24 protein-coding genes are annotated in these 26,011 nt (G+C 74.7%); 18 read left to right on the forward strand and 6 right to left on the reverse strand.

The features are described from left to right. The first annotated feature begins 3 nt into the window (after positions 1-3). The 7 genes from ACFYYW_RS39070 to ACFYYW_RS39100 all read left to right on the forward strand — a co-directional run bounded on the left by ACFYYW_RS39070 (position 4) and on the right by ACFYYW_RS39100 (position 8,860). The gene (locus tag ACFYYW_RS39070) at positions 4-1,323 is read left to right on the forward strand and encodes a serine hydrolase domain-containing protein (RefSeq protein WP_387657025.1); all 1,320 of its coding nucleotides are present in this window, start codon (positions 4-6) and stop codon (positions 1,321-1,323) included. After that, positions 1,316-2,170, forward strand: a complete 855-nt coding sequence (locus tag ACFYYW_RS39075; RefSeq protein ID WP_387657028.1) for a serine hydrolase — start codon at positions 1,316-1,318, stop codon at positions 2,168-2,170. Before ACFYYW_RS39070 ends, ACFYYW_RS39075 begins: the two co-directional genes overlap by 8 nt. 29 nt (positions 2,171-2,199) lie before the next feature. Beyond that, positions 2,200-3,783: a helix-turn-helix domain-containing protein gene (locus tag ACFYYW_RS39080; protein ID WP_364390226.1), complete on the forward strand. Its 1,584-nt coding sequence runs from the start codon at positions 2,200-2,202 to the stop codon at positions 3,781-3,783. A 96-nt stretch (positions 3,784-3,879) separates the two neighbouring features. Beyond that, positions 3,880-5,457, forward strand: a complete 1,578-nt coding sequence (locus ACFYYW_RS39085; RefSeq protein ID WP_387657031.1) for an ABC transporter substrate-binding protein — start codon at positions 3,880-3,882, stop codon at positions 5,455-5,457. Beyond that, positions 5,458-6,387 (forward strand): ABC transporter permease, encoded by a 930-nt coding sequence (locus tag ACFYYW_RS39090; RefSeq protein ID WP_364418426.1) that lies wholly within the window; start codon positions 5,458-5,460, stop codon positions 6,385-6,387. Continuing rightward, entirely contained in the window at positions 6,387-8,186 is a 1,800-nt protein-coding gene (locus tag ACFYYW_RS39095; RefSeq protein ID WP_352328367.1) for a dipeptide/oligopeptide/nickel ABC transporter permease/ATP-binding protein, read from the forward strand. The genes ACFYYW_RS39090 and ACFYYW_RS39095 overlap by 1 nt, the downstream gene beginning before the upstream one ends. After that, positions 8,186-8,860, forward strand: coding sequence for an ATP-binding cassette domain-containing protein (locus tag ACFYYW_RS39100; RefSeq protein WP_352328366.1), 675 nt, complete (start codon positions 8,186-8,188; stop codon positions 8,858-8,860). Before ACFYYW_RS39095 ends, ACFYYW_RS39100 begins: the two co-directional genes overlap by 1 nt. Here ACFYYW_RS39100 and ACFYYW_RS39105 read toward each other — a convergent pair. From ACFYYW_RS39105 to ACFYYW_RS39120, 4 genes are all read right to left on the reverse strand, one after another. Beyond that, a complete protein-coding gene (locus tag ACFYYW_RS39105) occupies positions 8,806-9,630 on the reverse strand; it encodes a GNAT family N-acetyltransferase (RefSeq protein WP_387657036.1) in 825 nt (274 codons plus the stop codon). The genes ACFYYW_RS39100 and ACFYYW_RS39105 overlap by 55 nt on opposite strands. A gap of 100 nt (positions 9,631-9,730) precedes the next feature. Continuing rightward, positions 9,731-10,543, reverse strand: coding sequence for an SDR family NAD(P)-dependent oxidoreductase (locus ACFYYW_RS39110; protein ID WP_387657039.1), 813 nt, complete (start codon positions 10,541-10,543; stop codon positions 9,731-9,733). A 26-nt stretch (positions 10,544-10,569) separates the two neighbouring features. After that, entirely contained in the window at positions 10,570-10,725 is a 156-nt protein-coding gene (locus tag ACFYYW_RS39115; RefSeq protein ID WP_387657042.1) for a hypothetical protein, read from the reverse strand. Next, positions 10,722-11,942, reverse strand: coding sequence for a glycosyltransferase (locus ACFYYW_RS39120; RefSeq protein WP_387657045.1), 1,221 nt, complete (start codon positions 11,940-11,942; stop codon positions 10,722-10,724). Before ACFYYW_RS39120 ends, ACFYYW_RS39115 begins: the two co-directional genes overlap by 4 nt. Before the next feature lie 96 nt (positions 11,943-12,038). Here ACFYYW_RS39120 and ACFYYW_RS39125 point away from each other — a divergent pair, with 96 nt between their 5' ends. From ACFYYW_RS39125 to ACFYYW_RS39165, 9 genes are all read left to right on the forward strand, one after another. Next, positions 12,039-12,629 carry a TetR/AcrR family transcriptional regulator gene (locus ACFYYW_RS39125; RefSeq protein WP_387657048.1) on the forward strand — a complete coding sequence of 197 codons (591 nt, stop codon included), beginning with the start codon at positions 12,039-12,041 and terminating at the stop codon, positions 12,627-12,629. 582 nt (positions 12,630-13,211) lie between these two features. Then, on the forward strand, positions 13,212-14,540 hold the full coding sequence (locus ACFYYW_RS39130) for an exopolysaccharide biosynthesis polyprenyl glycosylphosphotransferase (protein ID WP_352327029.1): 1,329 nt from the start codon (positions 13,212-13,214) through the stop codon (positions 14,538-14,540). Next, positions 14,522-15,826 (forward strand): O-antigen ligase family protein, encoded by a 1,305-nt coding sequence (locus tag ACFYYW_RS39135; protein WP_387657052.1) that lies wholly within the window; start codon positions 14,522-14,524, stop codon positions 15,824-15,826. Before ACFYYW_RS39130 ends, ACFYYW_RS39135 begins: the two co-directional genes overlap by 19 nt. Further along, positions 15,781-17,154, forward strand: coding sequence for a lipid II flippase MurJ (locus ACFYYW_RS39140; protein WP_387657054.1), 1,374 nt, complete (start codon positions 15,781-15,783; stop codon positions 17,152-17,154). The genes ACFYYW_RS39135 and ACFYYW_RS39140 overlap by 46 nt, the downstream gene beginning before the upstream one ends. Then, positions 17,151-17,876 carry a polysaccharide deacetylase family protein gene (locus tag ACFYYW_RS39145; protein WP_387657057.1) on the forward strand — a complete coding sequence of 242 codons (726 nt, stop codon included), beginning with the start codon at positions 17,151-17,153 and terminating at the stop codon, positions 17,874-17,876. Before ACFYYW_RS39140 ends, ACFYYW_RS39145 begins: the two co-directional genes overlap by 4 nt. Next, positions 17,873-18,973: a glycosyltransferase gene (locus ACFYYW_RS39150; RefSeq protein ID WP_387657060.1), complete on the forward strand. Its 1,101-nt coding sequence runs from the start codon at positions 17,873-17,875 to the stop codon at positions 18,971-18,973. The genes ACFYYW_RS39145 and ACFYYW_RS39150 overlap by 4 nt, the downstream gene beginning before the upstream one ends. Beyond that, positions 18,970-19,584, forward strand: coding sequence for a hypothetical protein (locus tag ACFYYW_RS39155; RefSeq protein WP_387657063.1), 615 nt, complete (start codon positions 18,970-18,972; stop codon positions 19,582-19,584). Before ACFYYW_RS39150 ends, ACFYYW_RS39155 begins: the two co-directional genes overlap by 4 nt. Next, positions 19,581-20,699, forward strand: a complete 1,119-nt coding sequence (locus ACFYYW_RS39160; RefSeq protein ID WP_387657065.1) for a GNAT family N-acetyltransferase — start codon at positions 19,581-19,583, stop codon at positions 20,697-20,699. Before ACFYYW_RS39155 ends, ACFYYW_RS39160 begins: the two co-directional genes overlap by 4 nt. After that, positions 20,696-21,868 (forward strand): glycosyltransferase, encoded by a 1,173-nt coding sequence (locus ACFYYW_RS39165; RefSeq protein WP_387657067.1) that lies wholly within the window; start codon positions 20,696-20,698, stop codon positions 21,866-21,868. The genes ACFYYW_RS39160 and ACFYYW_RS39165 overlap by 4 nt, the downstream gene beginning before the upstream one ends. Here ACFYYW_RS39165 and ACFYYW_RS39170 read toward each other — a convergent pair. Next, positions 21,814-23,001 (reverse strand): glycoside hydrolase family 26 protein, encoded by a 1,188-nt coding sequence (locus ACFYYW_RS39170; protein WP_387657070.1) that lies wholly within the window; start codon positions 22,999-23,001, stop codon positions 21,814-21,816. The genes ACFYYW_RS39165 and ACFYYW_RS39170 overlap by 55 nt on opposite strands. A gap of 354 nt (positions 23,002-23,355) precedes the next feature. Here ACFYYW_RS39170 and ACFYYW_RS39175 point away from each other — a divergent pair, with 354 nt between their 5' ends. Continuing rightward, the gene (locus tag ACFYYW_RS39175) at positions 23,356-23,883 is read left to right on the forward strand and encodes a DUF1062 domain-containing protein (RefSeq protein WP_387657073.1); all 528 of its coding nucleotides are present in this window, start codon (positions 23,356-23,358) and stop codon (positions 23,881-23,883) included. Here the strand turns inward: ACFYYW_RS39175 and ACFYYW_RS39180 are convergent. After that, the gene (locus ACFYYW_RS39180; RefSeq protein ID WP_387657076.1) at positions 23,822-25,093 is read right to left on the reverse strand and encodes an MFS transporter; all 1,272 of its coding nucleotides are present in this window, start codon (positions 25,091-25,093) and stop codon (positions 23,822-23,824) included. The genes ACFYYW_RS39175 and ACFYYW_RS39180 overlap by 62 nt on opposite strands. A 72-nt stretch (positions 25,094-25,165) precedes the next feature. Here ACFYYW_RS39180 and ACFYYW_RS39185 point away from each other — a divergent pair, with 72 nt between their 5' ends. Then, the gene (locus ACFYYW_RS39185; protein WP_387657079.1) at positions 25,166-26,008 is read left to right on the forward strand and encodes a LysR family transcriptional regulator; all 843 of its coding nucleotides are present in this window, start codon (positions 25,166-25,168) and stop codon (positions 26,006-26,008) included. Positions 26,009-26,011: the final 3 nt, after the last annotated feature.

Consider the following 26,011-nt stretch of genomic DNA (forward strand, 5'->3'; position numbering starts at 1 on the left):
CGCATGGATCTGCAGAAACGCCTCGACGAAGCGGCCGCGGCTCACGACGTGCCCGGCGCCGCCATCGCGGTGTGGTCCGGCGGCCGGCTGCACGAGGCCGCCACGGGCGTGGTCAACCGGAACACCGGCGTGGAGACCACCCCCGACAGCGTCTTCCAGGTCGGCTCCACCACCAAGGTGTGGACGGCCGCGCTGATCATGCAGCTGGCCGAGGAGGGCCTGCTCGACCTGGACGAGGAGATCGGGGCGTACCTGCCCGAGTTCGCCCTGTCCTACGACGCCGTGATCAGCGTCCGGCAGCTGCTGACGCACACCGGCGGCTTCGACGGCGACCTGTTCGAGGACACCGGGCGCGGTGACGACAGCCTCGAGAAGTTCGTGGCCTACCTGCACGGCGCGGGCAAGGTGCACGAGCCGGGCGAGCTGTTCTCGTACTGCAACGCCGGCTACTGCGTGCTCGGCGCCATCGTGGCCAGGCTGCGCGGCACGACCTGGGAACAGGCCATGCGGGACCACCTGCTGAAGCCGCTCGGCGCCACCCACGCGGCCCTGCTGGCCGAGGAGGCCGTGCTGTTCCGCGCGGCGGCCGGGCACATCGGGCCGGGCAACGACGTCTATCCCCAGTGGCAGATGCCCCGCTCCAACGCGCCCGCCGGGGCCACCATGTGCCTGGCCCCGCGCGAGCTGGTGCGCTTCGGCCGCATGTTCGCCGCGGGCGGCCTGGCCGAGGATGGCGCCCGGGTGCTGTCGGCGGAGAGCGTCGCCGCGATGCGCACCCCGCAGGTCGCGGTGCCGGGCGTGCCCGGCCTGATGGCCGCCAACTGGGGGCTCGGCTTCGAGCTGTTCACCTGGGGCGCCTACGGCCACGACGGCGGGACCCCGGGCCAGAGCACGTTCTGGCGGGTGGCCGACGACGGCTCGTACGCGATCGCGATGAGCATGAACGGCGGCAACTTCATCGGCGTCATGAACGACCTGCTGCTGCCGCTGCTCAGGGAGGGCGGGCTGGCGGCCCCCGACCTGCCCGCGCCGCCGGAGCAGCCGCGCGCCGTGGACCCCGCGCCGTACGTCGGCCGGTACGAGGGGCCGCAGCTGGCCTACGAGGTCTCCCCGGCGGCCGACGGCGTCGAGGTCACCCTGATCCCCGGCGCGTTCATGGCCAGCATGGGCGAGCAGGGCAGCACCGCCAGGTACGTCCACCTCGCCGAGGACACCTTCATCGCCGAGCAGCCCGAGGAGGGCAGGCACGACACCGTCACGTTCGTCCTGCGGGACGGCGTCGCCACGCACCTGCACAACGGCCGGGCGGTCCCGCGTGTTTGAGCAGGACGCGCGGAAGGTCTTCGCGGCGGCGGGCGTGCGCGGCTTCGTGCACGCCCGCGACCTGGACGGCGAGGCCGAGATCGGCCTCGACCCGGACGCCCCGGTCGTGCTGGCCTCGGTGTTCAAGCTGCCGATCCTGCTGGAGTACGCCAGGCAGGCCGCGGCGGGCGAGGTGGACCGCACCGAACGGCTCACCGTCACCGCGGCGGACAAGGACGGCGGCATCGGCACCTCGGGCTGCGCCGACGACGTGTCGCTGACGCTGCGCGACCTGGCCCACTTCATGATGTCGATGAGCGACAACGCGGCCACCGACGTGCTGCTGCGCCGGGTGGGCCTCGACCGCGTCAACGCCACGCTGGCGGAACTCGGGCTCGGGCGCACCCGGCTGATCGGCGGCTGCGCGACGCTGTTCGAGTCCGTGGTCGAGGAGCTGGGCACCATCGACGTGGCCGGCATCCCCGAGGAGCGGATCAGGGCGCTGGCCGTACGCGATCCGGAACGGACCACCGCGGGCACGCCCCGCGAGATCACCACGTTGCTCGGTCTCGTCTGGCGCGACCAGGCGGGCCCCGCCGAGGCGTGCGCGGAGGTCCGCGACATCATGAGCAGGCAGATCTGGCCGCACCGCCTCTCCTCGGGCTTCCCGGACGAGGTGCGGGTGTCGGCCAAGACCGGCACCCTGTGGGGCGTGCGCAACGAGGCGGGCGTCGTGGAGTACCCCGACGGCGGCCGGTACGCCGTCGCGGTGTTCCTGCACGGCGACAACCTGGCCTTCCGCATTCCGGCCGCGGACGCCGCCATCGGCGAGGCCGCCCGTCTCGCCGTCGAGCACCTGCGCGGCTGATGACGGTCTACGTCGACTATCGTGAGCGGATGAACAGCCGTCCGCGTGCCAGCCTTGAGCGGATCCTGTTCGATCTCGGCAGCACGGTCCTCGACGTGGCAGCCTCGCCCGGTGACCTCGACACCGAGGTCACCGGGGTGCACATCTACGACCCGCTCGACGAGCTCTACGTGCCGCCGGGCGGGCTGCTGCTGGCCGTCGGCGTGCAGGGCGCCACCGCCATCTGCGGCCTGCTCGACGCCGCCCGCGAGGCCAGCGGCATCGTCGTCAAGCTGCCGGTCGACGTCGACGAGCAGGTGCGCAGCAAGGTCCTGGAGACCGGCGTCGCCGTGCTCGGGCTGACCAGGGCCGCGTCCTGGTCGCAGGTCGCCGCGCTGCTGCGGTCCCTGCTGGCCGAGGGCGACCTGGCCATGCCGGAGAAGGGGCCGCAGGGCGATCTGTTCGCGCTGGCCAACGCCGTCTGCGCGCTGCTCGACGCGCCCGTCACCATCGAGGACAGGTCGACCCGCGTCCTGGCCTTCTCCGGCCGGCAGGACGAAGCCGACCCCGGCCGGGTCGAGACCGTGCTCGGCCGTCAGGTGCCCGAGCGTTTCCAGCGCATGCTCGACGAGCGCGGCTTCTTCAAGAAGCTCTACCAGAGCCGCGACCCGATCTACATCGAGCTCGACGGCGACAGCATCAACCGGGCGGCCGTGGCCGTCCGGATCGGGGACGAGATCCTCGGCTCCATCTGGGTCGCCGTGCGCGAGCCGCTCACCCCGCAGCGCGAGCGCGCCCTGGCCGACGCGGCCAAGATCGTCGCGCTGCAGCTGCTGCGCGAGCGCGCCGGCGCCGACACCCAGCGGCGGCTGCGCGCCGACCTGCTGTCCACGGTGCTGGCCGGCGGTTCCGACGCGGCCGACGCCGCGGGCCGGCTCGGCATCGCCACCGAGCGCCTGTGCGTGCTCGCCGCCCAGCTCGCCGACGGCGACGCGGCCGACCCGGCGCGCGCCGAGAGCGACCGGCAACGTTTCTGCGACGCCCTGGCGCTGCACGTCGGCGCCATCCATCCCAAGGCCGCCGCCGCGATGATCGGCTCGGTCGCCTACGCCGTCCTGCCGCTGAGCTCGGGCGGCGACGAGGAGACCCGGGCCGTGCGCGTCGCGGAGTCCTTCCTGTCCAGGGTCGGGCCGCGGCACGCGGCCAACATCGGGGTCGGCCGGCTGGCCGCCAACCTCTCCCAGGTGGCGCGCGCCCGCGCCGACGCCGACCGGGCGCTGCGCGTGCTGCGCGCCCGCGGCCAGGCCGGCCAGGTCGCCGGCTACACGGCCGTGCACTTCGAGTCGCTGCTGCTCCAGGTCTCCGACGTGGTCGCCGCCGAGGAGCAGGTGCCCACCGGCCCGTACGAGCGGCTGCTGGCGCACGACGCCGAGCACGGCAGCGAGCTGGTGGCCACCCTGCGGGCCTACCTCGACGCGTTCGGCGACGTCAACGCCGCCTGCGCGCAGGTCCACGTGCACGCCAACACCTTCCGCTACCGGCTCAAACGGCTCACCGAGATCAGCGGGCTCGACCTGTCCGACCCCGACGCGCGACTCACCGTGATGTTGCAGATGCGGATCTTCGGACGCTAGCACGAGGTCGTCCGCGCTTTTTGTGAAGGGCGACGAAGAAGGTCGGGCCGCGAGGGACGAAGGTGGGTCACCACCCCACGCTCTCCTGGAGTCGCCATGAAGAAGACAGCGGTGCTCACCGCGTTGGCCCTGCTAGCGGCCGCGTGCGGCAGCGGCGGAGGTACGGCGGGCAGCACGGGCAAGCCTGTCACGGGCGGCACGTTCACCGCCGCCATCAGCGCGGACCCCGGGGTGCTCGACCCCGCCACGGGCGTGCTCTCGGTCACCAACGAGGTCCTGTCGGTGGCCTACGACACCCTGGTGTCCGTCTCGGCGGACGGCAAGACCGTCCCCGCCCTGGCCGAGAAGTGGGACGTCAAGCCCGACAGGGTGACCTTCACCCTGCGCAAGAACGTCACCTGCTCCGACGGGTCCAAGCTCACCCCGTCCGACGTCGCCGAGAACATCAACCACATCGCCGACCCCGCCACCAAGTCGCCCATCTACGGGGTGCTCGTACCGGCCGGCATGAAGGCCGAGTCCGACGAGTCCGCCGGCACCGTGACGCTGTCGACGCCCGAGCCGTTCAGCTTCATCCTGGAGAGCTCACGGCTGCTGTTCATCGTCTGCGGCAAGGCCGTCAAGGACCGTTCGCTCATCGCGCGGGCCACCTCGGGGACGGGCCCGTACCAGCTCACCGAGGCCGTCCCCGGCGACCACTACACCTTCAAGGTGCGCCGGGAGTACGCCTGGGGCCCCGAGGGCGGCACCGCCAAGGACCTCCCCGAGACGCTCGTGCTCAAGGTGGTGCCGAACGAGCAGACCGCGGCCAACCTGCTCCTCGCCGGCTCGCTCAACTCGGCCACCTTCTTCGGCCCTGACCGGACCCGCCTGGAGGCCAACCCCGCGCTCGGCAAGATGATCGAGCCGCAGGGCAACGGCCAGTTCTTCTACCACCAGGGCGAGGACAGGCCCGGCCACGATCCCGCCGTGCGCAAGGCGCTGACCCAGGCGCTCGACATGAAGGAACTGGGCGGCATCGCCACGGGCGGCACCGGCAAGCCGGCCACCGCGCTCGTGCCGCCGCCCCGCCCGTGCCAGGGCGACACCGTCACCGGTCACGTCCCCGCCTTCGACACGGCGGCCGCCACCGCGGCGCTGGACGCGGCCGGCTGGAAGGCCGGGGCCGACGGCGTCAGGGAGAAGGACGGCAAGAAGCTCTCCCTGCGCCTCTTGTACGCCACCACCAAGGGCCCCAGCATCGTGGCCGCCGCCGAGTACATGGCGGCGGTGTGGAAGAAGATCGGGGTGGACGTCAAGCTCAACGGCGTCATCGACACCAAGCTGTCGGAGTCGCTCAACGCCACCCAGGACTGGGACGTCGTCTGGCTGCCCATCGGCGTCACGCTGCCCTCGCAGCTGGTCGGCTTCCTGTCCGGCCCCGCCGCCCCCAAGGGCGCCAACTTCGCCCACCTGAAGAACGCCGAGTACGAGCGGCTGGTCGCCGAGGCCGCCAAGCTGACCGGCCCCGAGGGTTGCGCCAAGTGGCTGGCGTCGGAGTCGGCCCTGTTCGACAACGCCGACCTGGTGCCCGTGGTCGAGATGAACACGCTGACCGCCACCAAGGGCGCCACCTTCCGGACGATGGCCGGCCTGTACCTGCCCTCGACGATCCGCCTCACCCAGGGAGGCTGAGTGACCGTACGGCGCCTCGTGCGCTTCGTCGTGTCGCTGGCGGTGCTGCTCGTGGCGTCGTTCGCGATGATCCACCTCATCCCCGGCGACCCGGTGCGGGCCTCGCTCGGCCCGGCCGCGCCGGTCGAGCTGGTCAAGGCCCGCGAGCAGCTGCTCGGGCTGGACAAGTCGCTGCCCGAGCAGTTCGCCGCCTACGTCGGGCACATCCTCACCGGCGACTTCGGCACCTCGTTCCTGACCGGCGAACCGGTCGGCCAGGTCATCGCCACCCGGCTGCCCAACACGCTGGGCCTGGCGCTGCTGGCCACCGTGGTGGCGCTGCTGCTGGCCGTGCCGCTCGGCATGTGGGCGGCCATCCGCACGGAGAACGGCCGGAACCGGGGCACCGAGATCACCTTCAGCTCGGTCACCGGCACCGCCGTCGCCGTCCCGGAGTTCCTGTACTCGATCGCGCTGGTGGCGGTCCTGTCGATCGGGCTCGGCCTGTTCCCGCCGGCCGGGAAGGAGGGGGTGATGTCGTACGTCCTGCCGGTGGCCGCGCTGGCGATCGGCCCGGTCGCGATGATCGCCCGCATCTCCCGGGTGGAGACCCTGCGTGAGCTCGGCACCGACTACGTGCGGCTGGCCCGGTCGAAACGGCTGCCCGCGGCCCGCCTGCACCTGCGGCACGTGCTGCCCAACACGCTGACCGCGACGCTGACCGTGGGCGGCCTGCTGCTCACCTCGCTGATCGCCGGCAGCGTGCTGGTGGAGTACGTCTTCGCCTGGCCGGGGCTCGGCCTGAAGATCGTCGAGTCGATCACGCAGAAGGACTATCCCGTCGCCCAGGCCGTCATCCTCGTCTACGGCGCGATCGTGCTCGTCGTGAACCTCGCCGTCGATCTGATCCTGGGCGCGCTCGACCCCACCTCCAAGATCAAGGAAAACTGATGCGTTTGCGCACCCCGGCCGCCGTCGCCGGAGCCGTGCTGGTCACGCTCATGGTGGTCCTGGCCGTCGTCGGCCCGCCGATCTGGGGCGCGGCGGCGGAGAAGATCGACGCGGGCGCCATCCTGCAGGGCTCCTCGGCCGCCCATCCGCTCGGCACCGACAACCTGGGCCGCGACCTGCTGGCCAGGGTCCTGGTCGCGGGCCGGTTCTCCCTCCTGCTCGCGCTGGCGGCCACGCTGTTCGGCGCGGCCGTCGGCACCGTGCTCGGCGCGCTGCCCTCGGTGCTGCCGCCGCGCGGCGCCCGCTTCGTCACCGGCGCCGTCAACGCGCTCGTCGCCTTCCCCGGCCTGCTGCTGGCCATGTTCACCGCGGTGATCGCCGGGCTCGGGGCCAAGGGCGCGGTGCTCGGCATCGGCGTGGCCATCGCCCCCAGCTTCGCCCGGCTCACCCAGACGCTGGCCGCGACCGTCGCGGGCGCCGACTACGTCGCGGCCGCCCGGATGCTCGGCGTGCCGCGCATGCGCGTGCTGACCAGGCACGTGCTGCCCAACATCGCCGAGCCGCTCATCCTCAACCTCACCCAGGCGCTCGGCGGGGCGCTGCTGGGCCTGGCCGGGATGTCGTTCCTGGGCCTCGGCGTGCAGCCGCCCGCCTTCGACTGGGGGCGGCTGCTGTTCGACGGGTTCGGCCGCATCTACGTCACGCCCGAGGTGGCGCTGGGGCCCGCCCTGGCGGTCGCGCTGGCCGGCATCGGCTTCAACCTGCTGGGGGACGCGCTGGCCAAGGCCGCCTCCCGCACCGCCGTGCACACGCGCGAGGCCAGGCCCGCCGCGCCGCCCGCGCCCGGCGAGCCGGACCCCGAGGCGGTGCTGGAGGTCAGGGACCTGACGGTGACCTTCCCCGGCGGCGTCACGCCGGTGCGCGGGGTGTCGCTGACCGTCGCCCCCGGGCAGATCGCCGGGCTGGTGGGGGAGTCGGGCAGCGGCAAGAGCCTCACCGCCGCCGCGATCGGCGGGCTGGTGCCGTACCCGGGCGTGGTGACGGCGGGCAGGCTGGCGCTGGCCGGCCGGGAGATCTCCGAGATGTCGCCCAAGGAGCTCGGAACCGCGCTCGCCATGGTCTTCCAGGACCCGATGGCCTCGCTCAATCCCGCGCTGAAGGTCGGCGGCCAGCTGGCCGAGGTGGCGATCGTGCACCAGGGCGCCGCCAAGGCGGAGGCCCACCGGCGCGCCGTCGACCGGCTCGGCCACGTGCACCTGCCCGCGCCCGAACGGGTGGCGCGCAGGCACCCGCACGAGCTGTCCGGCGGCATGCGGCAGCGCGCCGTCATCGCCATGGGCCTCATGGGCACTCCCCGGCTGCTCATCGCCGACGAGCCCACCACCGCGCTCGACGTGACGGTGCAGCGGCAGATTCTCAAACTGCTGCGCGAGGTCACCGACGAGACCGGCGCGGCGGCGCTGTTCATCTCCCACGACATCGCCGTCGTCGGCGAGCTGTGCGACGTGGTCGTCGTCATGTACGCCGGCCGCGTCGTCGAGCAACTGCCGGTCGAACTGCTGGCCACCGGCGCCGCGCACCCCTACACGCGGGCGCTCATCGACTCGCTGCCCGACATGGACACCGACAGGTCGCTGCCGCTGGCCAGCATCCCCGGCCGTCAGCCCGCGCCCTCCGACGTGGGCGACGGCTGCGCCTTCGCCGCCCGCTGCGAGCTGGCCACGGCCCGCTGCGCCGGCGAACGTCCCCCTTTGACGTCGTACGGCAAGGCGCACCAGGTCGCCTGCTGGGAGGTCTGATGATCATCGAGAACCTGACGGTGCGGTTCGGCTCGTTCACCGCCGTCGACGACATCACCCTGGAGGTGCCGAGCGGGTCCATCGTCGGGCTGGTCGGCGAGTCGGGGTCGGGCAAGTCGTCGGTGGCCAGGGCGGTGAGCGGCCTGGTGCCGCACACCGGCACCATCACCGGCGCCAGCCGCGTCCAGATGGTCTTCCAGGACCCCTACGCCTCGCTCGACCCCCGGATGAAGGTGGGGGCGTCGATCGCCGAGGGCTGCGGCAAGGGCTCGGTCGAGCGGCTGCTGTCGCTCGTCTCCCTGCCGCCCGAGGTGGCCACCCGCTATCCGCGCGAGCTGTCAGGCGGCATGCGGCAGCGCGTGGCCATCGCCAGGGCGCTGGGGGCCGAGCCCGACCTGCTGGTCGCCGACGAGATCACCAGCGCCCTGGACGTGTCCGTCCAGGGCTCGGTGCTGAACCTCGTGCGCAGGCTCCGCGACGAGCTGGGCCTGTCGATGTTGTTCATCTCGCACAACCTGGCCGTGGTCCGCTACGTCTCCGACGTGGTCGCGGTGCTGCACCAGGGGCGCATCGTGGAGCTGGGGCCGACCGAGGAAGTGGTCGGCGCCCCCTCCCACGACTACACCCGGTCGCTGCTGGAGGCCGTGCCCAGGCTGGGCCGCTCCACCACGTAGAACGTCTTGTCGTGGAAGGCGGTCACCACGCCGCCTTCCACGAGCAGGCCGCCCAGGACCTCCCGGACGGCCAGCCGCCACGCCTTGGCGGCGCCGGGGTCGGTGACGCGCAGCGCCTCGATGTCCTCCGGCAGCGCCACGAGCAGGGTGGCGGCGTCGCTGTCGCGCGTCACCGGCCGCCCGTCCTCGTCGGCCAGCACGATCGCGGCGTCCGCCGGGAGGGGCCGCCGGCCGGGCTCGCCCCGTACGAGGGCCGCCACGTGCGGCGCCGACAACGCCCAGGAGGCCAGCACGCGGTCGGAGTCGCTGCCCTGGTTGATGGCGTCGGTCATGACGCCGTAGAAGCTCGGCAGGTACTCCTCGGGACGGGCGCCCAGCTTGGCCAGGTTGAAGTGGGCGTTCCTGCGCACCAGCGGGTCGTAGGTCCAGGTGATGCGCTCGATGCCGCGCTCCAGGGCCCAGCGGCGCTGGTGCAGCTTCAGCTCGAAGCCGATGCCGTGGCCGCCGGCCGCGCCGGTGATGTGGGAGTGCAACGTGTTGGCCGCCCCGAAGAAGCCGACGGAGGCGCCCACCAGGCGGCCCGCGTCGTCGTACGCGCCGGCCACGTAGTTGCCCGCGTGCGACATCGCCCGCATCAGCTCGACCGTGATCGGCCGACTGTCCGGGTCGAAGTGCCAGATCCCGTCGAACAGCTCACTGACCTGCTCGAACTCCGCGATCCCATGGAGTTCCCTGATCGCGATCAACGTGCCGGCCCTCCGAATGCTCAAGTGTCACGGTGACGCTACGGCACTGTGCGGCGGGACCGAATCGTGCGGGACACCAAAGAGCACCCGGGGCTTCGTGGGATCAGACAGCGGCCGGACGCCTTCAGTGAGCGGTCCAGCCTCCGTCGACCGGGAGCACGGCGCCGGTGAGGTAGGAGGCCGCCGGACCGGCCAGCAGGACCGCCGCGCCGACGAGCTCGCCCGGGTCGGCCCAGCGCCTCATCGGGACCTGGTGGTCGAGGAACTCCCGCACGTGCGGGTCGTCCTCGACGCCTTCGTTCAGCGGGGTGCGGAAGGGGCCGGGGGCCAGGGCGTTGACGCAGATGCCGGTGCCCGCGAGCTCGACGGCGAGGCTGCGGGTGAGCTGGACGACCGCGCCCTTGCTGGCCGCGTAGCCCGCCCGGCCCGCGGCGCCGACGAGCCCGAGCGCGCTGGCCAGGGTGACGATGCGGCCGTACCCGGCCTCGCGCATCACCGGCACGGCGGCCTGGCAGGCGAGGAAGGTGCCGACGACGTTGACGTCGAGGCAGCGGCGCAGCGTGGCGGCGTCGAGGGCCGCCAGTTCGCCGCGGGCCTGGATCCCGGCGCTGGTCACCAGTACGTCGAGGCGGCCGTGCGCGGCGACGACGTCCCGCACGAGAGCGTGGACCGCCTCTTCGTCGGTGACGTCGCAGGCCATGCCCGAGGCGGCGACGCCGGTCGCGGCGGTGATCTCGGCCGCCGCCTCCCGGCACGCCGACAACCGCCGGCCGGCCGGCACCACCGTGCAGCCGGCGGCCGCCAGACCGTGCGCGATGGCCCGGCCGAGCCCCGCCGAGCCGCCCGTGACGATCGCCACCTGCCCGGCCAGGGGCGCCTCCGGCCCGGCGGACCCCGCGTTCACGGGCCGGCCGATCGTGTCTTCCTGGGACGTCATGGAGCTCCCCTTCGCCAGTGTTCCGTTCACGGAACAGTAACGTGTCCGCAGCCGTCCAGGATGGCGCGGACCAGTGCCTGGACGGCGCCCCTGTCGACGTCCGGCGCGGTGACCAGCGTGAACAGGGCGCCCTCGTAGAGCGCGATGAGCGTGGGGATCCGCGCGGGGGAGTGGGCGGTCACGCCAGCCTGGCCACGGCCGCGACCACGGCCGCGCTCCCGTCCTCGGCCCCGATCCGCTCCGACAGCTCAGCGGCCCGCCGCCGGTACGCGGGCTCGTCCACGGCGGCACGCAGGGCGTCGGCGAGCCGTTCCGGGGTCAGCCGGCGGAACGGGACGGCGGCCGGGCCCGCCCCGAGCGCGGCGAGCCGGGACGCCCACAACGGCTGGTCGTTCAGCGCGGGCAGGCCGACGGCGGGCACGCCCGCGCGCAGCCCGGCCCCCGTCGTCCCGCTGCCGCAGTGGTGGGCGACGGCGGCCATGCGCGGGAACAGCCAGTCGTGCGGCACGTCCCCGACGCCGAGCGCGTCGTCGTCCAGCGCCCCGGGCACGCCCGTCTGCAGCACGCCGCGCAGCCCGGCCCGCCGCAGGGCGCGAAGGGCCAGGTCGGTGTAGTGGTCGGCGCGCGGGCCCGCCTGGCTGCCGAGGCCGACGAACACCGGAGCAGGGCCCGCGGCCAGGAAGTCGCTCAGCAGGGGGTCGGGCCGCCATCCGGCCGGACGCGTCGGCCACCAGTAGCCCGTCACCTCCAGGCCGTCCCGCCAGTCGGCGGGCCGGGGCAGCACCGCCGGGCTGAACCCGTGCAGGGCCGGCCAGCGCGCGGCCTCCCGCCGCCGGTACGCCTCCCGCGAGGTGATCGGCGGCAGCCCGAGCCGGGCCCGTAACTCCTTGGCCGACCCGGCGTTCGCGGGCGAGGGCACGGCGAAGGCCAGCCGGGCCGCCGTCCGGTTGCCCCACCGGCCGAGCGAGCGGCGCAGGACGCTCATGACCGGCGGGAAGTCCCCCGTCGGCGCCACCGGCTGCAGGTGCACGCCCATGCTCGGCACGCCCATCGCCTCGGCCACGTGCTGCCCGGCGGAGGCGGCCACGTTCAGCAGCAGGACGTCGGCGCCCGCCGCCGCGGCCCGCACGATGCCGTCGCAGACCTGGCCGGCGTACTCGGCGAACATGGCGAGCTTCGCGGGCAGCGGGACCCGCGCGCCGCCCTTGCCCGCGGGCAGCAGGGGCAGCGGGTCGCCCGGGATGTCGCGATGTTCCAGTCCGGCGCCGGTCACCAGGGCGGCGTGCGGCCGGTGGCAGGCGATCGCCACCTCGTGCCCGGCGTCCCGCAGTCGCACGCCCAGCCCCGTGTACGGGGCCACGTCGCCCCGCGTGCCCACGCCGACGATCAGTACGCGCATGACGCCCTCCTCGCCCGCCGTTTATCATGCACTCGCATGGTAAACGGCGGGCCCGCGCTTCACAATGCGACCGCATGACAAAAAACCTGGGAACCGATGCCGAAGATCGTCGACCACGAGACCCGCCGGCGGCACATCGCCGACGCCGTGCACCGCGTCATCGACGCCAAGGGCATGCACAGCGTCAGCCTGCGCGAGGTCGCGGCCGAGGCGGGCATGTCCATGGGCGCGGTGCAGCACTACTTCGCCACCAAGGACGAGATGCTCACGCTGGCCCTTCAGCATCTCAACACCCGGATCGCCACCCGCGTCGCCGCCGCCCCGCACGACGGCACCCCCTTCGGCCTGCTGCGCGTGGCGCTCCTGGAACTGCTGCCCCTGGACGAGGAGCGCCGGTTCGAGGCGCGCGTCGGGCTGGCCTTCCTCGCCCGTTCCGTGGTGAGCGAGCCGCTGGCCGCGTTGCTGCGCGCGGGCCTGCCGGTCGTCCTCGACTTCTACGCCGGTCAGCTCAGGGCGGCCCAGGCGGCCGGGCAGGTGGCCGCCGACGTCGACGCGGCCAGGGAGGCCGACATGTTGTTCGCCCTCGCCCAGGGCCTGGTGAACCCCGTCCTCATCGGCCACTACACCGCCGAGGACGCCGAGGCGATCGTCGACCGGCAGCTCGGACGGCTGTTCGGGCGGCGTTAGCCGGACCGGCCGCAAAACGTCCGGAAATCGACGGACGGAATGTCTCCATCGCCCGGTTCCCCCGGTGTGGCGATAACGCCAATTCGGACTATGTCCTCAGTTCGCGGCTCAACCGCCGGCGCCCATCAGCGGGCGCCGGCCCACCGCTGATCTCCCGCGCCGTCCTGCGGCGTCATACCGCCGCCATGGCCCGGCAAAGATCTTCATCGCTACCTGAACGGCGAACCGGGACAAATAGCCGGGCTTTGCGACACCCGAAAATTCGCAATCTTTGTGGGACGCCATCCCGTCCGCACGGCCGTACCCGTGAACGCTCCAAGTAAGTTGGTCGCTGCCCGCGAATCGGGGCGATTATCGGAATGGAGGCCAAAGATGAGCGAATTTTCGCGATAAGTAAGACAGCCATATCCACCCCCTGTTCGTGGATATCACGCTCTGAAATGATCGCCGTTGTTTTTCCGCAGTGGAGCAGATATGGTCACACCCCTTCGGGAAGAGGAACCCTTCCCGCACTCCCCGTCAACGGGCATGCTGCTGCCGCAGCGAGGCGCTGCACGCCACGCCCCAGGCCGGCGGCGTCCGGTGACATGCTGGACCATCTGCTCCCTGGCCGACGCGAGCGTCGACGCCGCCGCGCTGGCCGCGCCCGTGCTCGACGCCGGGTACGGCGCGCTGCTCGCCGGCCTGGCGGCGGGGCTGCTTGTCCTGCTGAACCTGGCGGGCGGCACGTACCGGATCCGGCTGTCGCCGTCCGTCATGGACGGATGGATGTGGCGCGGCGGATGCGCCGCCGCCATCGCCGGCGCGCTGACCGTCGCCGCCCTCGACCACCGCACGACGCTGGCCGCCTGGACGGGCGAGTCGGCCCGGATCGTCGCCGTCTACCTCGGGCTGACCCTGGTGGGGCGCGGGCTGGTCTGCGCGGTGCTGCGCCAGGCCCGCCGCCGCGGCGCACGCGTGCCCACGCTGGTCGTCGGATCCGGCGCGCATGCCAGGAACCTCGCGCTGACGCTGCTCCGGCACACCGAGTACGGCCTGCTGCCCGTCGGCGGCGCCTGCGACGTGCTGGGCCAGGCCCCGTACGCGCCGATCGTGGACGATCCGGAGACCCTGCTCACCATGGCCCGCCGGCACCTCGCCCGCGTGGTGGTCCTGGCCCCGCCGCCGGGCGGCGAGGAGCAGACCCACCGGCTCGCGCAACAGGCCCGGCAGGCGGGGTACCCGGTGTACCTGGCGCCGCAACCCGGCGGCGTGCTGGTCGACTTCGTCCCCGCCGGCGAGCACGTCCGGGGGTTCCCGATGCTGCGCATGCGGCCGCTGCCGCAGCGGCGCGCGTCCTGGCCGCTCAAGCGCGCCCTGGACGTCGTGCTGGCGGCGGCCGGGCTGATCGTCAGCGCTCCGGTGCTGGCCGCCTGCATGCTGCTGCTGCGCGGGCAGGGAGGGCCCGGGGTGCTGTTCCGCCAGGTCCGGGTGGGGATGGCCGGGACGCCCATCGAGATCATCAAGCTCCGCACGTTCGCCCCGCTGCGCGCCGGCGAGTCCGACACCCGCTGGAGCATCGACGACGACCCCCGCCTGACCCGCGCGGCCCGGCTGCTGCGCTCCTGCTCGGTGGACGAGCTGCCGCAGCTGTGGAACGTGCTGCGCGGCGACATGAGCCTGGTCGGCCCCCGTCCCGAGCGGCCGCACTTCGTGGAGCTGTTCTCCCGCGGCGACCACCACTACGGGCGCCGCCACCGGTTGCCCGTCGGCCTCACCGGCTGGGCCCAGACCCACGGCCTGCGCGGCGACACCTCGATCGAGGACCGGGCGCGGCTGGACAACCACTACATCGACACCTGGTCCCTGCGCCGCGACATCAAGATCATGATTCGGACGGTCGGTTGCCTGCTGTGGCCGGGACGATCGTGATCAGGGCGTTCCCGCCGTCCCTGTGCCGCCTGGCGGCCCGTCCCAGCGTGTGGGCCGCGCTGACCGTGATCGCGGTGTGCGTGCCCGCCGGACCGCACGCCGCCGACGTCGTCCAGCCGCAGGTCGCCGACCTGATGTCGCTGGGGTTGCTGGCGTCCGTCGCGGTGGGCCTGGCGCGCGGCGGCGCGCGTCCTGGCCGGTGGGCCTTGCTCGCCGCGCCCGCGGTGCTCGCGGCGACGGCGGCCGCCCTGGCGGCGCCCGACCTCCTGACGGCGCTGCCCGGCCTGGCCCGGTACCTCCAGGTGTTCGTCCTGGTCCCCGTGGCCGTGACGGTGGCGGTGCGGCAGCGGTCCGACCTGCTGCTGGTGGGCGGAGCCGTCGCGGCCGTGTCGATCGTCCAGGCCGGGCTCGGCTGCTGGCAGGCGCTCACGGGCAGCGGCGCCTCCTACGCGGGCCTGCCGATCCGCGCGGTCGGCACGTTCGGCGCCGGCGAGGTCATGGCGCTGGCCGGCGTGGTCAGCTTCGGGCTGATCATCGCCGTGGCGGCCGCGCTCACCGGCGGCCCGGCCCGGCGCGCCGCCGCCCTGGTCGCGGCGGCGGCGCTGTGCCCGCCGCTGGTCATGTCGCTCAGCCGCGGCACCTGGCTCGCGGTGGCCTGCGCCGTCGCGGCGATGCTCGTGCTGCGCGGCGCGCGGCTCGCCGCGCGGGCCGCCGTCGCCGCCGGGGCCGCCGCCGTGCTGCTGACGTTCCTGGTCGGGCCCGCCGGCGGCGTCATCGCCGAGCGCGTCGCCTCCATCACCTCCTCGGTGGACCAGCCCGACCGGTCGGTGGCGGACCGGTACCAGCTCTGGCAGGCGGCGGCCGGCATGTGGCGGGACCACCCGGTGACCGGCGTCGGCCCCAAGGGGTTCGCCGCCTGGCGGGACACCTACGCGCCGCTGGCCCTGTCCTCCGGCAGCGACGTCGAGGACCCGGCCGGCGGGTACCGCCGCGAGCCGCTGCTGTCCCCGCACAACATGTACCTGCTGGTGCTCAGCGAGCAGGGACTGCTCGGCCTGGCGGCGTTCGCGCTGCTCATGGGCGGGGCCCTGGTGCGCACCCTGACCCGGCCCGGCCGCCGCGGCCCGGCGGGGCTGGCCGCCGCGGGCTTCGTGACGTGGCTGGCGGTGGACTTCGCCTACGCCGACATCGGCGGCGCGACGAGCCTGGTCATGTCGGTCATGCTGGGCCTGGCGACGGGATGGACCGGCACCGCCGCGCTCCCGTCGCGGCGGCCCGCGTGCTGAGCCGGGGCGCGGCCGACCTGCGCGCCGCGGCCCTCACCACGATGCTCGTCGGCGCCGGCTCGGCGCTCGGCTACGTACGCGACCTGCTGATGGCCGCGCTGTTCGGCGCCAACGCCGACACCGACGCGTTCCTGGTCGCCTGGACCGTGCCCGAGACCGCGGCGCCGCTGCTCATCGAAGGGGCGATGGCCCTGTGGCTGGTCCCGCTGTTCAGCACGGCCGCCGGGGCGCGGCAGCGGGCGGCGCTGGTGGAGCGGACGTTGCCCGCCCTGGCCGCCGCCCTGGCCGCCGTCGCCGTCTGCGCCGCGGCCGGGGCGCCCTGGCTGGTGGCGGCGCTGGCCCCCGGCCTGCCCCAGGGCGCGCTGGCCGTCCAGTGCTGGCGGATCTGCTGCGGCTGCATCCTGCCGTTCGCGCTGGCGGGGTACGCCAGCGCGGCCCTGCGGGCCCACCACGTCTTCGGCCCGCCCGCGGCCACCGGCCTCGCCTACAACCTGGCGCTCGTCGGCTGCCTGGCGATCTGGCACGACTCGCTCGGCGTGCGGGCCGCCGCGTGGGGTGTGACCGCGGGCGCCGTCCTCATGGTGGCCACGCAGGCGCCGGCGTACCTGCGGCGGGTCGGCATGCCCCGGCGGCTGCCGCGGCGCCTGGTGCTGCCGGTCGCCGCGCTGCTGCCCATCATCGCCTTCACGCTGCTGCGGCAGGGCCAGGTGCTGGTCGAGCGGGTGCTCGCCGCCGACCTGCCCGCGGGCGCGATCTCCCATCTCAACTACGCCCAGAAGATCGCCCAGGTGCCGATGGTGGTCTCGCTGATGCTGGCCACCGTCACCTATCCGCACCTGGCCCGCAGCATCGCCGCGGGCGACACCCGCCGGGCCTGGCGGCTGCTGGTCCGCGACCTGGCGACGGCGGCGGCCGTCACGGTCACCGCCGCCGCGCTGCTGGTCGCCTTCGCGCCCGCGATCGTGGACGTGCTGCTGCGCCGCGGCGCCTTCGACGCCGCCGCCGCCACCGCCACCGAGCACGTCCTGCGGCTCTACACGATCGGCCTGCTGGGCCACACCGTCGTGGGCGTGGTCTGCCGGGCCTACTTCTGCGCCGGAGGGTGGCGCGGCCTGTGGTACCCGGCCCTGGCGATGGCCGCCGGGCTGGCCCTGACCGCGGCGCTGGCCGCGGCGCTCGTCCCCGGCATGGCGCAGGGCGGCATCGCGCTGGCCAACGCCGCCGGGATCACCGTGACCGCCGCCCTCATGCTGGCCGGTCTCCAACGCCTCGGCCTGTCGCCGCTGCGGGGGGCCGTCACGACCGTCAGGGAAGGAGAGCGCGTATGAGCACGCGCACCGGCGCGCTGCCGCTCATCTGGATGTACCACTCCGTCGCCGACCGCGGCGAGGACCCCTTCGACGACCCCTTCGACATCGTCGTCACCCCCGAGCGCTTCGCCACCCACATACGCTGGCTCGCCCGGCGCGGGCTGCGCGGCGTGTCGGTGCGCGAACTGCTGAACCATCCCGGCGACCGGCGCGGCCTCGTCGGGCTCACCTTCGACGACGGCTACGCCGACTTCGCCACCGACGTCGTCCCCGTGCTGGCCGGCTACGGGTTCACCGCGACCGTGTACGTCGTCGCCGGCCGGATCGGCGGCCACAACGCCTGGGACCGCGGCGTCAGCCCCCGCCCCCTGATGGACGCCGGCATGCTGCGCCGGGTGGCCGCCGCCGGCATGGAGGTCGGCTCCCACACCCGCAGCCACCCCCACCTGCCGGCCGCCGGCCCCGGCGAGCTGGCCGACGAGCTCACCACGAGCAAACTCATGCTCCAGGACGTGCTCGGCGCCCCCGTCACCGGCTTCGCCTACCCCTACGGCGAGCTGACCGCCCGCGAGGTCGCCGCCGTCCGGCAGGCCGGCTACGAGCACGCCTGCGCCGTCCGCCCCGGCCGGCTCGCCGGGACGCACGCCCTGCCCCGCCGCTACGTCGGCGACCGCGACACCGCCGCCCGGCTGCTCGCCAAGACCGCCTGCCACCGGCTGCGCTGGGGGCGGCCCCGATGAAGGTCCTGCACGTCATCACGGGGCTCGCCGCCGGCGGGGCCGAGCAGCAGCTGCGTACGCTGCTGCCGCACATGGACTGCGCCAGCGAGGTCGCCGTGCTGACCCGGCCCGGCGCCCTGGCCGACGCCATCCGCGCCGCCGGGACCCCCGTGCGCGCGGTCGGCATGGGCGGCAACCGCGACCTGCGGGCGCTGCCCCGGCTCACCGCCCTCATGCGCGCCGGCCGCTACCAGGTCGTGCACGCGCACCTGTACCGCGCCTGCGTCTACGCGCCGCTCGCCGCCCGGCTGGCCGCCGTGCCGGTCGTCGTCAGCACCGAGCACTCGGCGGGGGCCCGGCACATCGAGGGACGGCCGGTCACGGCGCCCGTCCGCACGCTGTACCGGACCAGCGCCCGGCTGACGCAGGCCGTCGTCGCCGTCTCGCCCACCGTGGCCGACCGGCTGCACGGCTGGGGCCTGCCGCCCTCGCGGGTCGTCACCATCCCCAACGGCGTGGACCTGGCCGCCTTCCGCCACGATCCGCGGGCCGGGAGCCAGGCCCGGCGGAGCCTGGGCATCCCGCCGGAGTCGTTCGTCGTCGGCGGGGTCGGCCGCCTGGTGGCGGGCAAGAACTTCCACCTGCTCGTCGAGGCGCTGCCGCGGCTGGACGGCGCGGTGCTGCTGCTCGTCGGCGCCGGCCCGGAACAACCCCGGCTGCGCTCGCTGGCCGAGCGGCTCGGCGTCGGGCGGCGCGTCGTCCTCGCCGGGGAGAGCGTGCAGGTGCCCGCCCTGCTGTCGGCCATGGACGTGCTGGCCGCCCCCTCGCAGGAGGAGACGTTCGGCCTGGCCGTCGTCGAGGCGCTCGCCGCCGGGCTGCCCGTCCTGTACGGCGCCTGCCCGGCGATCGACGACCTGCCCCCCGGGACGGTCCCCGGCGCCCGCCGGGTGCCGCCCCACCGGCTGGCCGCCGAGCTGGCCGCGTTCCTCGCCGGGCCTCGCACCCGCCTGCCGCCGTCCCCGGCCCTCGACCGCTACGACGTGCGCCGGCAAGCCCGGCGCCTGCACGACCTCTACGACCGCCTGCTCGCCAGGCGCCATCAGGAAAGGCTGTCATGACTCACCCGGTCCAGCGCGCCGCCGGCGCGCTCCGCACCTGGTCCCTGCTCGCGCTCCCGCTGATCGGCATGGGGGCGGGGCTGGCGTACTCGCTGACCCAGGAGCCCGTCTACACCGCCGACGCCTACGCGGTCGTCAGCTCGGTACGGCAGGGCGTGCCCAGCCAGGAAGCCGACTTCGCGCAGGCCTACGCCAGGGTGACCGTCCACCCCGGCCTGCTCGCCGGAACCGGCGACGCCTACCTGGCCGACGGCGAGCTGCTGCGGACCACCCTGCAGGCGTCGGCCTCGCCCGACGCGCCGCTGATCCGGCTGGCCGCCCTCGCCGCCACCCCGGACGAGGCCGCCCGGCGGGCCAACAGCGCCACGGCCGCGCTCACCGCCTACGCCAACCGGCACAGCGCCGACACCGGCGTCCGGCTGTCCAGCTTCGCCCCCGCCGTGCCGCCCGCCACGCCCAGCTCGCCCCGGCCCCTGCTCGCCACCGCCGTCAGCACGGCCGGCGGTCTGCTGCTGGCCGCCCTGGTCTGGCTGGCGGCCCCCGCCGGGCGACGGCAGGACGACCGGCAGGTCCCGCCCGCGCGCCGGCCGGCCGAGACGACGTCGGCATGACCACCGCGACCCGCCAGGCCCCGGACCTGGCCACCGAGGTCGTGACCGGCACCGGACACCTGCGCGCCCTGGCGGGGGAGTGGGCCGGCCTGCACGACCGCTCCCCGGCGGCGACGCCGTTCCAGTCGCACGCCTGGCTGTCGTCCTGGTGGGAGAGCTACGGCGACGACCTGGCCCTGAACGTGGTCCTGCTGCGCCGGCGGGGACGGCTGGTGGCCGCGGCCCCCGTCATGACCGTCCGCCGCGCGGGGCTGCGCGTCCTGCGGCCGCTCGGCGACGACCAGTCCGACTACACGGACGTGCTGATCGAGGACGGCGACCCCGACCTGCCGGCGGCGCTCGGCCGGGCCCTGTCCGAACTGCCCGGATGGGACGTGCTGGACCTGCCGGAGGTACGCCCGGGGGCCGACGCCGAGCGGCTCGCGGCGGCCTGGCCGGGCCGCTCCTGGCGGTTTCCCGCCTCGACCTGCGTCGAACTGCCCGGCGTCCCCCTCCACGAGCTGCTCGCCGGCCTGCCCGGCCGGAACGGCACCAAGCTGCGCCGCGAGCTGCGCCGCGTGGACGACGCCCCGATCCAGGTCCGGGACGTGCCGGCCGGCGAGGCCGAGCACGCCGTCGCGCGCCTGCTCGACCTGCACGCCCTCCAGTGGCAGGGCCGCGGCGTCAACGTCGAGCACACCAGGCCGCGCTTCCACGCCCACCTGGCCCGCGCCGCCCGGCGGCTGCTGGCCGACCGGCAGGCGAAGCTGACCGAATACCACCTGGACGGCCGGGTCGTCGCGGTGGACCTGCTGATCGTGGGCAAGGACTTCGTCGGCGGCTACCTCTACGGCACCCATCCCGACCTGCGCGGCCAGATGGACGTCGTGACCATGCTGCTGCGCACCGACCTCGGGCTCGCGCACCGGCTGGGCCGGCCGACGATGTCGCTGCTGCGCGGAGCCGAGTCCCACAAGACCAAGTGGGGCGGCCGGCAGGTGGTCAGCAACCGGCTCCTGCTGGCCAGGACGCCGGCCGCGACGCTCTACGCCCTCGCCGCCCGCGGCCGGGTGGGCGGCCGGGCGCTCCGCGGCCGCTGGCCGGCGCTCGACCGGGCCCTGCGCAGGCCGCGATGACGACCTTCATCCCGCACGCCCCGCGCGTGCTGCACGTCACCCAGCCCACCGAGGGCGGCGTCGCGGCCTACGTCGAGAGCGCCTGCGCAGACCAGCGCCGGCGGGGCTGGACGGTCGCCGTCGCCGCGCCGCCGCGCGGACCGCTCGGCGAACGGCTGGCCGCCCTCGGGCTGCCGCATCTGCCCTGGCCCGCCGTACGGGCGCCGCATCCGGCCGATCTGGCCGCCGCCGCGGTCCTGGGCCGGATCGTGCGCCGGTTCCGTCCCGACGTGGTGCATCTGCACTCCTCCAAGGCCGGGCTGGTCGGCCGGATGGTGTTGCGTGGCCGCGTGCCGACGCTGTTCCAGCCGCACGGCTGGTCCTGGCTGGCCGGCCGGGGCACGCTGGCCGCCGCGGCCGCCTCCTGGGAACGCGCCGCCACCCGGTGGACGGATCTGGTGCTCTGCGTCGGCGAGGGCGAGCACCGGCAGGCCGGGGACGCGGGCGTGCGCGGCCCGCTGGCCGTCGTCCGCAACGGCGTGGACCTGGCCCGCTTCCGTCCCGCCACGCCGGACGAGCGCGCCGCCGCCCGCCGGGGGCTCGGACTGTCCCCGCACGGGTCGTTGGTCGTCTGCGTCGGCCGGATCACCCGGCAGAAGGGCCAGGACCTGCTGGTGGAGTCCTGGCGGCAGGTCGCGGCCCGGGTGCCGGACGCCTGCCTGGCACTCGTCGGCGACGGGGACGACTTCGCCCGCCTGCGCCGGGACGCGCCGCCCGGCGTCCTCATGCCGGGGGCCAGCGCCGATCCGCGGCCCTGGTACGCCGCCGCCGACCTGGTCGTGCTGCCCTCCCGCTGGGAAGGGCTGCCGCTGACCGTGCTGGAGGCCATGGCCTGCGGGCGGTCCGTGGTGGCGGCCGCCGTCCCCGGCCTCACGGAGGTGGTCACCCCGGCCACCGGAGCGCTCGTCGAGCCGCAGGACCCGCGGGCGCTGGCCGCGGCGATCGTGGCCCGGCTGACCGACCCGGCCGTGCGGCGCGCGGAGGAACGGGCGGCGCCGCCGCGGGCTGCGGAGTTCGACCTCGGCGTCACCCTCGACCGGCTGGCGGCCCACACGCTGCGCCTGGCCCGGCCGGGTCAGGCCGCGGGCGGTGCCGCCGTGGGCGCGTCGGTGACGGCCGGGCGCGGCTGAGGCGCCGGCGACCCGCTCCCGCCCGGCGCAGACCCACTCGGTGCGGACCCACTTGGCGCGGACCCACTTGGCGCGGACCCGCTCTGCGCGGGGGAGGGGGCTGGGGACGTCGGGGCGGGCGGGGTGGTCGGCGGCGCCGACGGGCCGCGCCGGAAGCCGGGGTCGCGCATGAGCTGCCGGAACACCCGCGACGACCGCGGGTTGGCCGGGCACTGCCAGACGCCGTGCGGGCAGTAGTCCACGATCGAGTGGTAGGCCACGTCGTGCCGGGCGATCCAGTCGAGCATGTCGCGCACGAACTCCGGCCGGTCCCCGTACCGGAACAGCCCCCACTCGGGGAAGGAGATCGGCTTGCGGTGCGCGGCGGCGAAGTCGGCCTGCGCCGCCAGCCCGTACGGCTGGTCGACGTAGTCGGCGAACCGGTCGCCGGGGCCCTGGTCGTAGCTGTCCATGCCGATGATGTCGACCACGTCGTCGCCGGGGTAGCAGTCGGTCCAGCCGATGGCGTCCGGGCCCCGGTTGGGGCTGAAGTCGAAGCGGAAACGCTGTCCGGGCACCGCCCGCATCACGGCGACGATCCGCCGCCAGTACGCCTGCCACGCCTGCGGATCGGCCGAGCAGCGGCTGGAGTAGGTCAGGCCGTTCATCTCCCAGCCCGGGACGATCACCGTGTCCGGCGCGCGTCCGGCCACCAGCGTCCGGGCCAGCCGGTCGAAGTACGGGTCGAACGCGCCGTCCGCGCCGGCGTTCAGCAGCACCGCCACCGCCTCGTCCGGCAGGCCGCCCTCGTTCGGCATGACCATCGGCACGTTGAGCACGAGCATGCGTCCCGGCTTGGCCGCCCGCCACCGCATCCACGGCTGCAGGACGAAGTCCGGCCCGCCCAGCGCGTTCCACGCCTCGCCCGGCACGTACGTCCGCCCCACCCGGACCTCCGCCCCCAGCCAGGACTCGAACGCGCCCAGCAGGTGCGGCCCACGCCAGTCGGAGGCGAGGAACACCCCGAACGGCACGGCCGACAGGTCGGCGCGGGCGGCGGACGGCTCCTTGACGCGCTTCGTGCTCAGCGCCGGCGGGACCACCGCGGCGACCACGGCCAGCAGCGCGCAGACCCATGCCATCCTCACGGTCATCGCCCGCCCCCTCCCTTACAGGGTGTATCAGCTCCCGTACCCCGAGACGGAACGATGGTGATCAAGCCACTGCAAAGTGATCGCCGCGGATGCCGGGGCCGCACGTCGCCGGCGGGCCGTTATTCATTGGAGGGCGGCGGCCGGCGACGGGTAGGGTGCCGATCATGGCGCTCCCGCTCCAGCTGAGCGCCGCCCCCCTGACCCACCCTCAGTGAGGACTTCGCGCGCATGACGCCGCCTGCTCTCTAGACCTGACACCTTCCTGCGCATCGGTCGCCGACGGACGCCGTCGGCTCTGTTTTCCGTGCTCTTCGTCAGGTCTTCAGAGAGATCATGTCTTCACATCCTCATATCGTGCTGCCCTGGGTGGTGCGGCGCACCCGCCTGCCCCTGCTCGTCCTGCGGTGCGTGGCCTGTCCGTCCGGGCGGGCCACCGTCGGTGACGGCCGGTTCCGCGTCAACGCCAACGGCAAGCTGCTCGACGTCTGGCTCCTGGTCAACTGCGTGGCCTGTGACCGGACGGGCAAGCTCACCGTGCACGACCGGGTTCCGGTGCGCTCGCTGGACGCCGGCCTGCTGGCCGGGTACTCGGACAACTCGCCGACCCTCGTGGCGCGGGCCCTGCTCGACCCGGCGACCGCCCGCCGGAACCGGTACACGTTCGACTGGGACGGGTGCTGGGAGCTCGACGCGCCGCCCGTTCCGGAGAGTCCGTGGCCCGTCCGGATCACGGTCGCCTTCGACGATCCCGTCCCGCTGCGCCCCGAACGGCTGATCAGCCTCGGGCTGGGCGCCGGCCGGGACGAGGTCGCCCGTCGCATCAAGATCGACATCCCACCGAATCGGAGGACGAGACAGGACTTCTCCTTTCTGCTGATGTAGGTCGAGGCTCTGCTGATGCAGGTCGAGGCCGCCGGCCCGGCGGGCGGTCGTCCGCCCGCCGGGAGCGGGACAGCAGGTGCCCGATGAGGGCCGCGGCCAGGCCCGCCAGCCCGGCGGCCGCGAAGCCGCCGCCCGGCAGCGCGGCGTCGATCGCCAGCCCCGCGATCGGCGAGCCGAGCGCGAAGCCCGCGCTCGCCGCCGACGCCTGCAGGCCCGTGGCCTCGCCCCGCACGCCCGCCGGGGCCAGCCGGCTCACCGCGTCGGCCACCGTGGACAGGGTCGGCGCGGTGAGCAGCCCGGCGCCGACGACGGCCAGGCACAACCAGCGCCAGTCGTGGGCCAGCCCGGCGGGGATCGTCAGCAGCCCGAGCAGGCCGAGCAGCAGCCACGTCGGCATCGGACGCCGCGACGTGCCGTAGACCAGCCCGCCGGCGACGGAGGTCACGCCGAACACGGCCACGACCACCGCGGCCCAGGACACCTGGCCGGCCTCCTTGAGCGTGGCCACGATGGCCAGGTCGATGCCGCTGAGCAGGGCCGTGGCGCCGAACCCCATCGCCAGCACGGCGACCATCCGGCGGTCCAGCCACTCCCGGCGCGCCGGACGGACGGGCGAGCCGGTCGCCACCTCGCCCTCGGCCCGCAGCGGCGGATCGAGCAGGGCGATCCCGATGCCGCCGGCCACGATCACCGCGCCGAGCCCCCACGCCACGGCCTGGGGGGACAGCTCCGCCGCGCAGAGGATCACCAGCGCCGGCCCCACCAGGTACGCCAGCTCGCCCTGCACCGACTCCAGCGCGAACGCGGCCCGCCGCTGCCCCGGCGTCGTCATCGCGGCGATCGCCTGCCGGGTCACCGCCTGGACCGGCACCATCAGCAGCCCCGCCGCGAAGGAGGCGCCCAGCAGCACCGCGTACGGCAGGACGGGCACGCTCGCCCAGAACACCGCCTGCGACGCGACGGTGATCGTGAGCACGGCGCGCAGCCCCCGCCGGTCCGTCATGCGGCCCAGCAGCGGCCCGCCCAGCGCCACCCCGGCGGTCAGGGCCGCCGCGACGCCGCCCGCCGCCACGTAGCCCAGGTCCAGGCGCAGCACCACGTACATGGTCAGCGCGGTCACGTCGGCGGTGATCGCGGCACGGGCGAGCAGCGAGACGCCCAGCAGCGCCGCCATCCCCCGCACGGCGAGAACCTGTCGGTATCCGGTCACCCGGGCGACGCTAGGTCACCGCGAAAGCCATAGGAAGACGTTGTTTCGTTGGACCCGGCATAATGGCTGCTTATGGCCAAGGACCTGGAGACGGCGTTGCTGCGGTCGTTCGTCACGGCCGTGCGGGCGGGCAGCATCAGCCGCGCCGCGACCGCGCTCGGGCACACCCAGCCCGCGCTCAGCCAGCAGTTGCGCAAGCTGGAGAGCGCGGTCGGCCGCCCGCTGCTCCACCGGTCGCCGTCCGGCGTGTCCCTGACGCGGGCGGGGGAGGAGCTGCTGCCCTACGCCGAGCGCATCCTGTCGCTCTCCGCGCAGGCGCTCACCGCGACCGGGCGCGCGCTCACCGGCCGCTGCGGGGTCGGGCTGCTGGAGGACCTGGCCGCGGCGCAGCTGCCGCAGGCGCTCGCCGACCTGGCCCGCCTGCACCCCGGCGCGACGCTGGAGGTGCTGAGCCTCTCCGGCGTCACGATCCGGGAGGCCTACCACGCGGGCCGCGTGCAACTCGTGCTCGACGAGGCGACGGACCTTCCCGCGCCGCCGCGCTGGACCGTGCGGCGTCCGCTGGTGTGGGCGGTCGGCCAGGGCGTCGACCCGGCCGCCGACCCGCTGCCGGTGGTGCTGTTCACCGGGACGTGCGCGTGGCGTACCTCGGTGGTGGAGACGCTCGACCGCACCGGCCGCAGATGGCGGCCGGTGTTCGAGAGCAACAGCCTGGCCGGCGTGCTCGCGGCGCTGCGGGCCGGGCTCGGGGTCGCCGCGCTCATGCCCGGCAACCTCGAACCGCACATGGCCTGTCACGACCCGGGCGCCCTGCCCGCCCTGCCCGACGTCGAGCTCGGCCTGGCCCGGCATCCGGCGACCGAGGGCGATGCGCTGATCGACGCCGTGGAGACCGCGCTGCGACGCATGATCTGAACG

Source organism: Nonomuraea sp. NPDC001831 (assembly GCF_042892035.1).
Lineage (GTDB): Bacteria > Actinomycetota > Actinomycetes > Streptosporangiales > Streptosporangiaceae > Nonomuraea.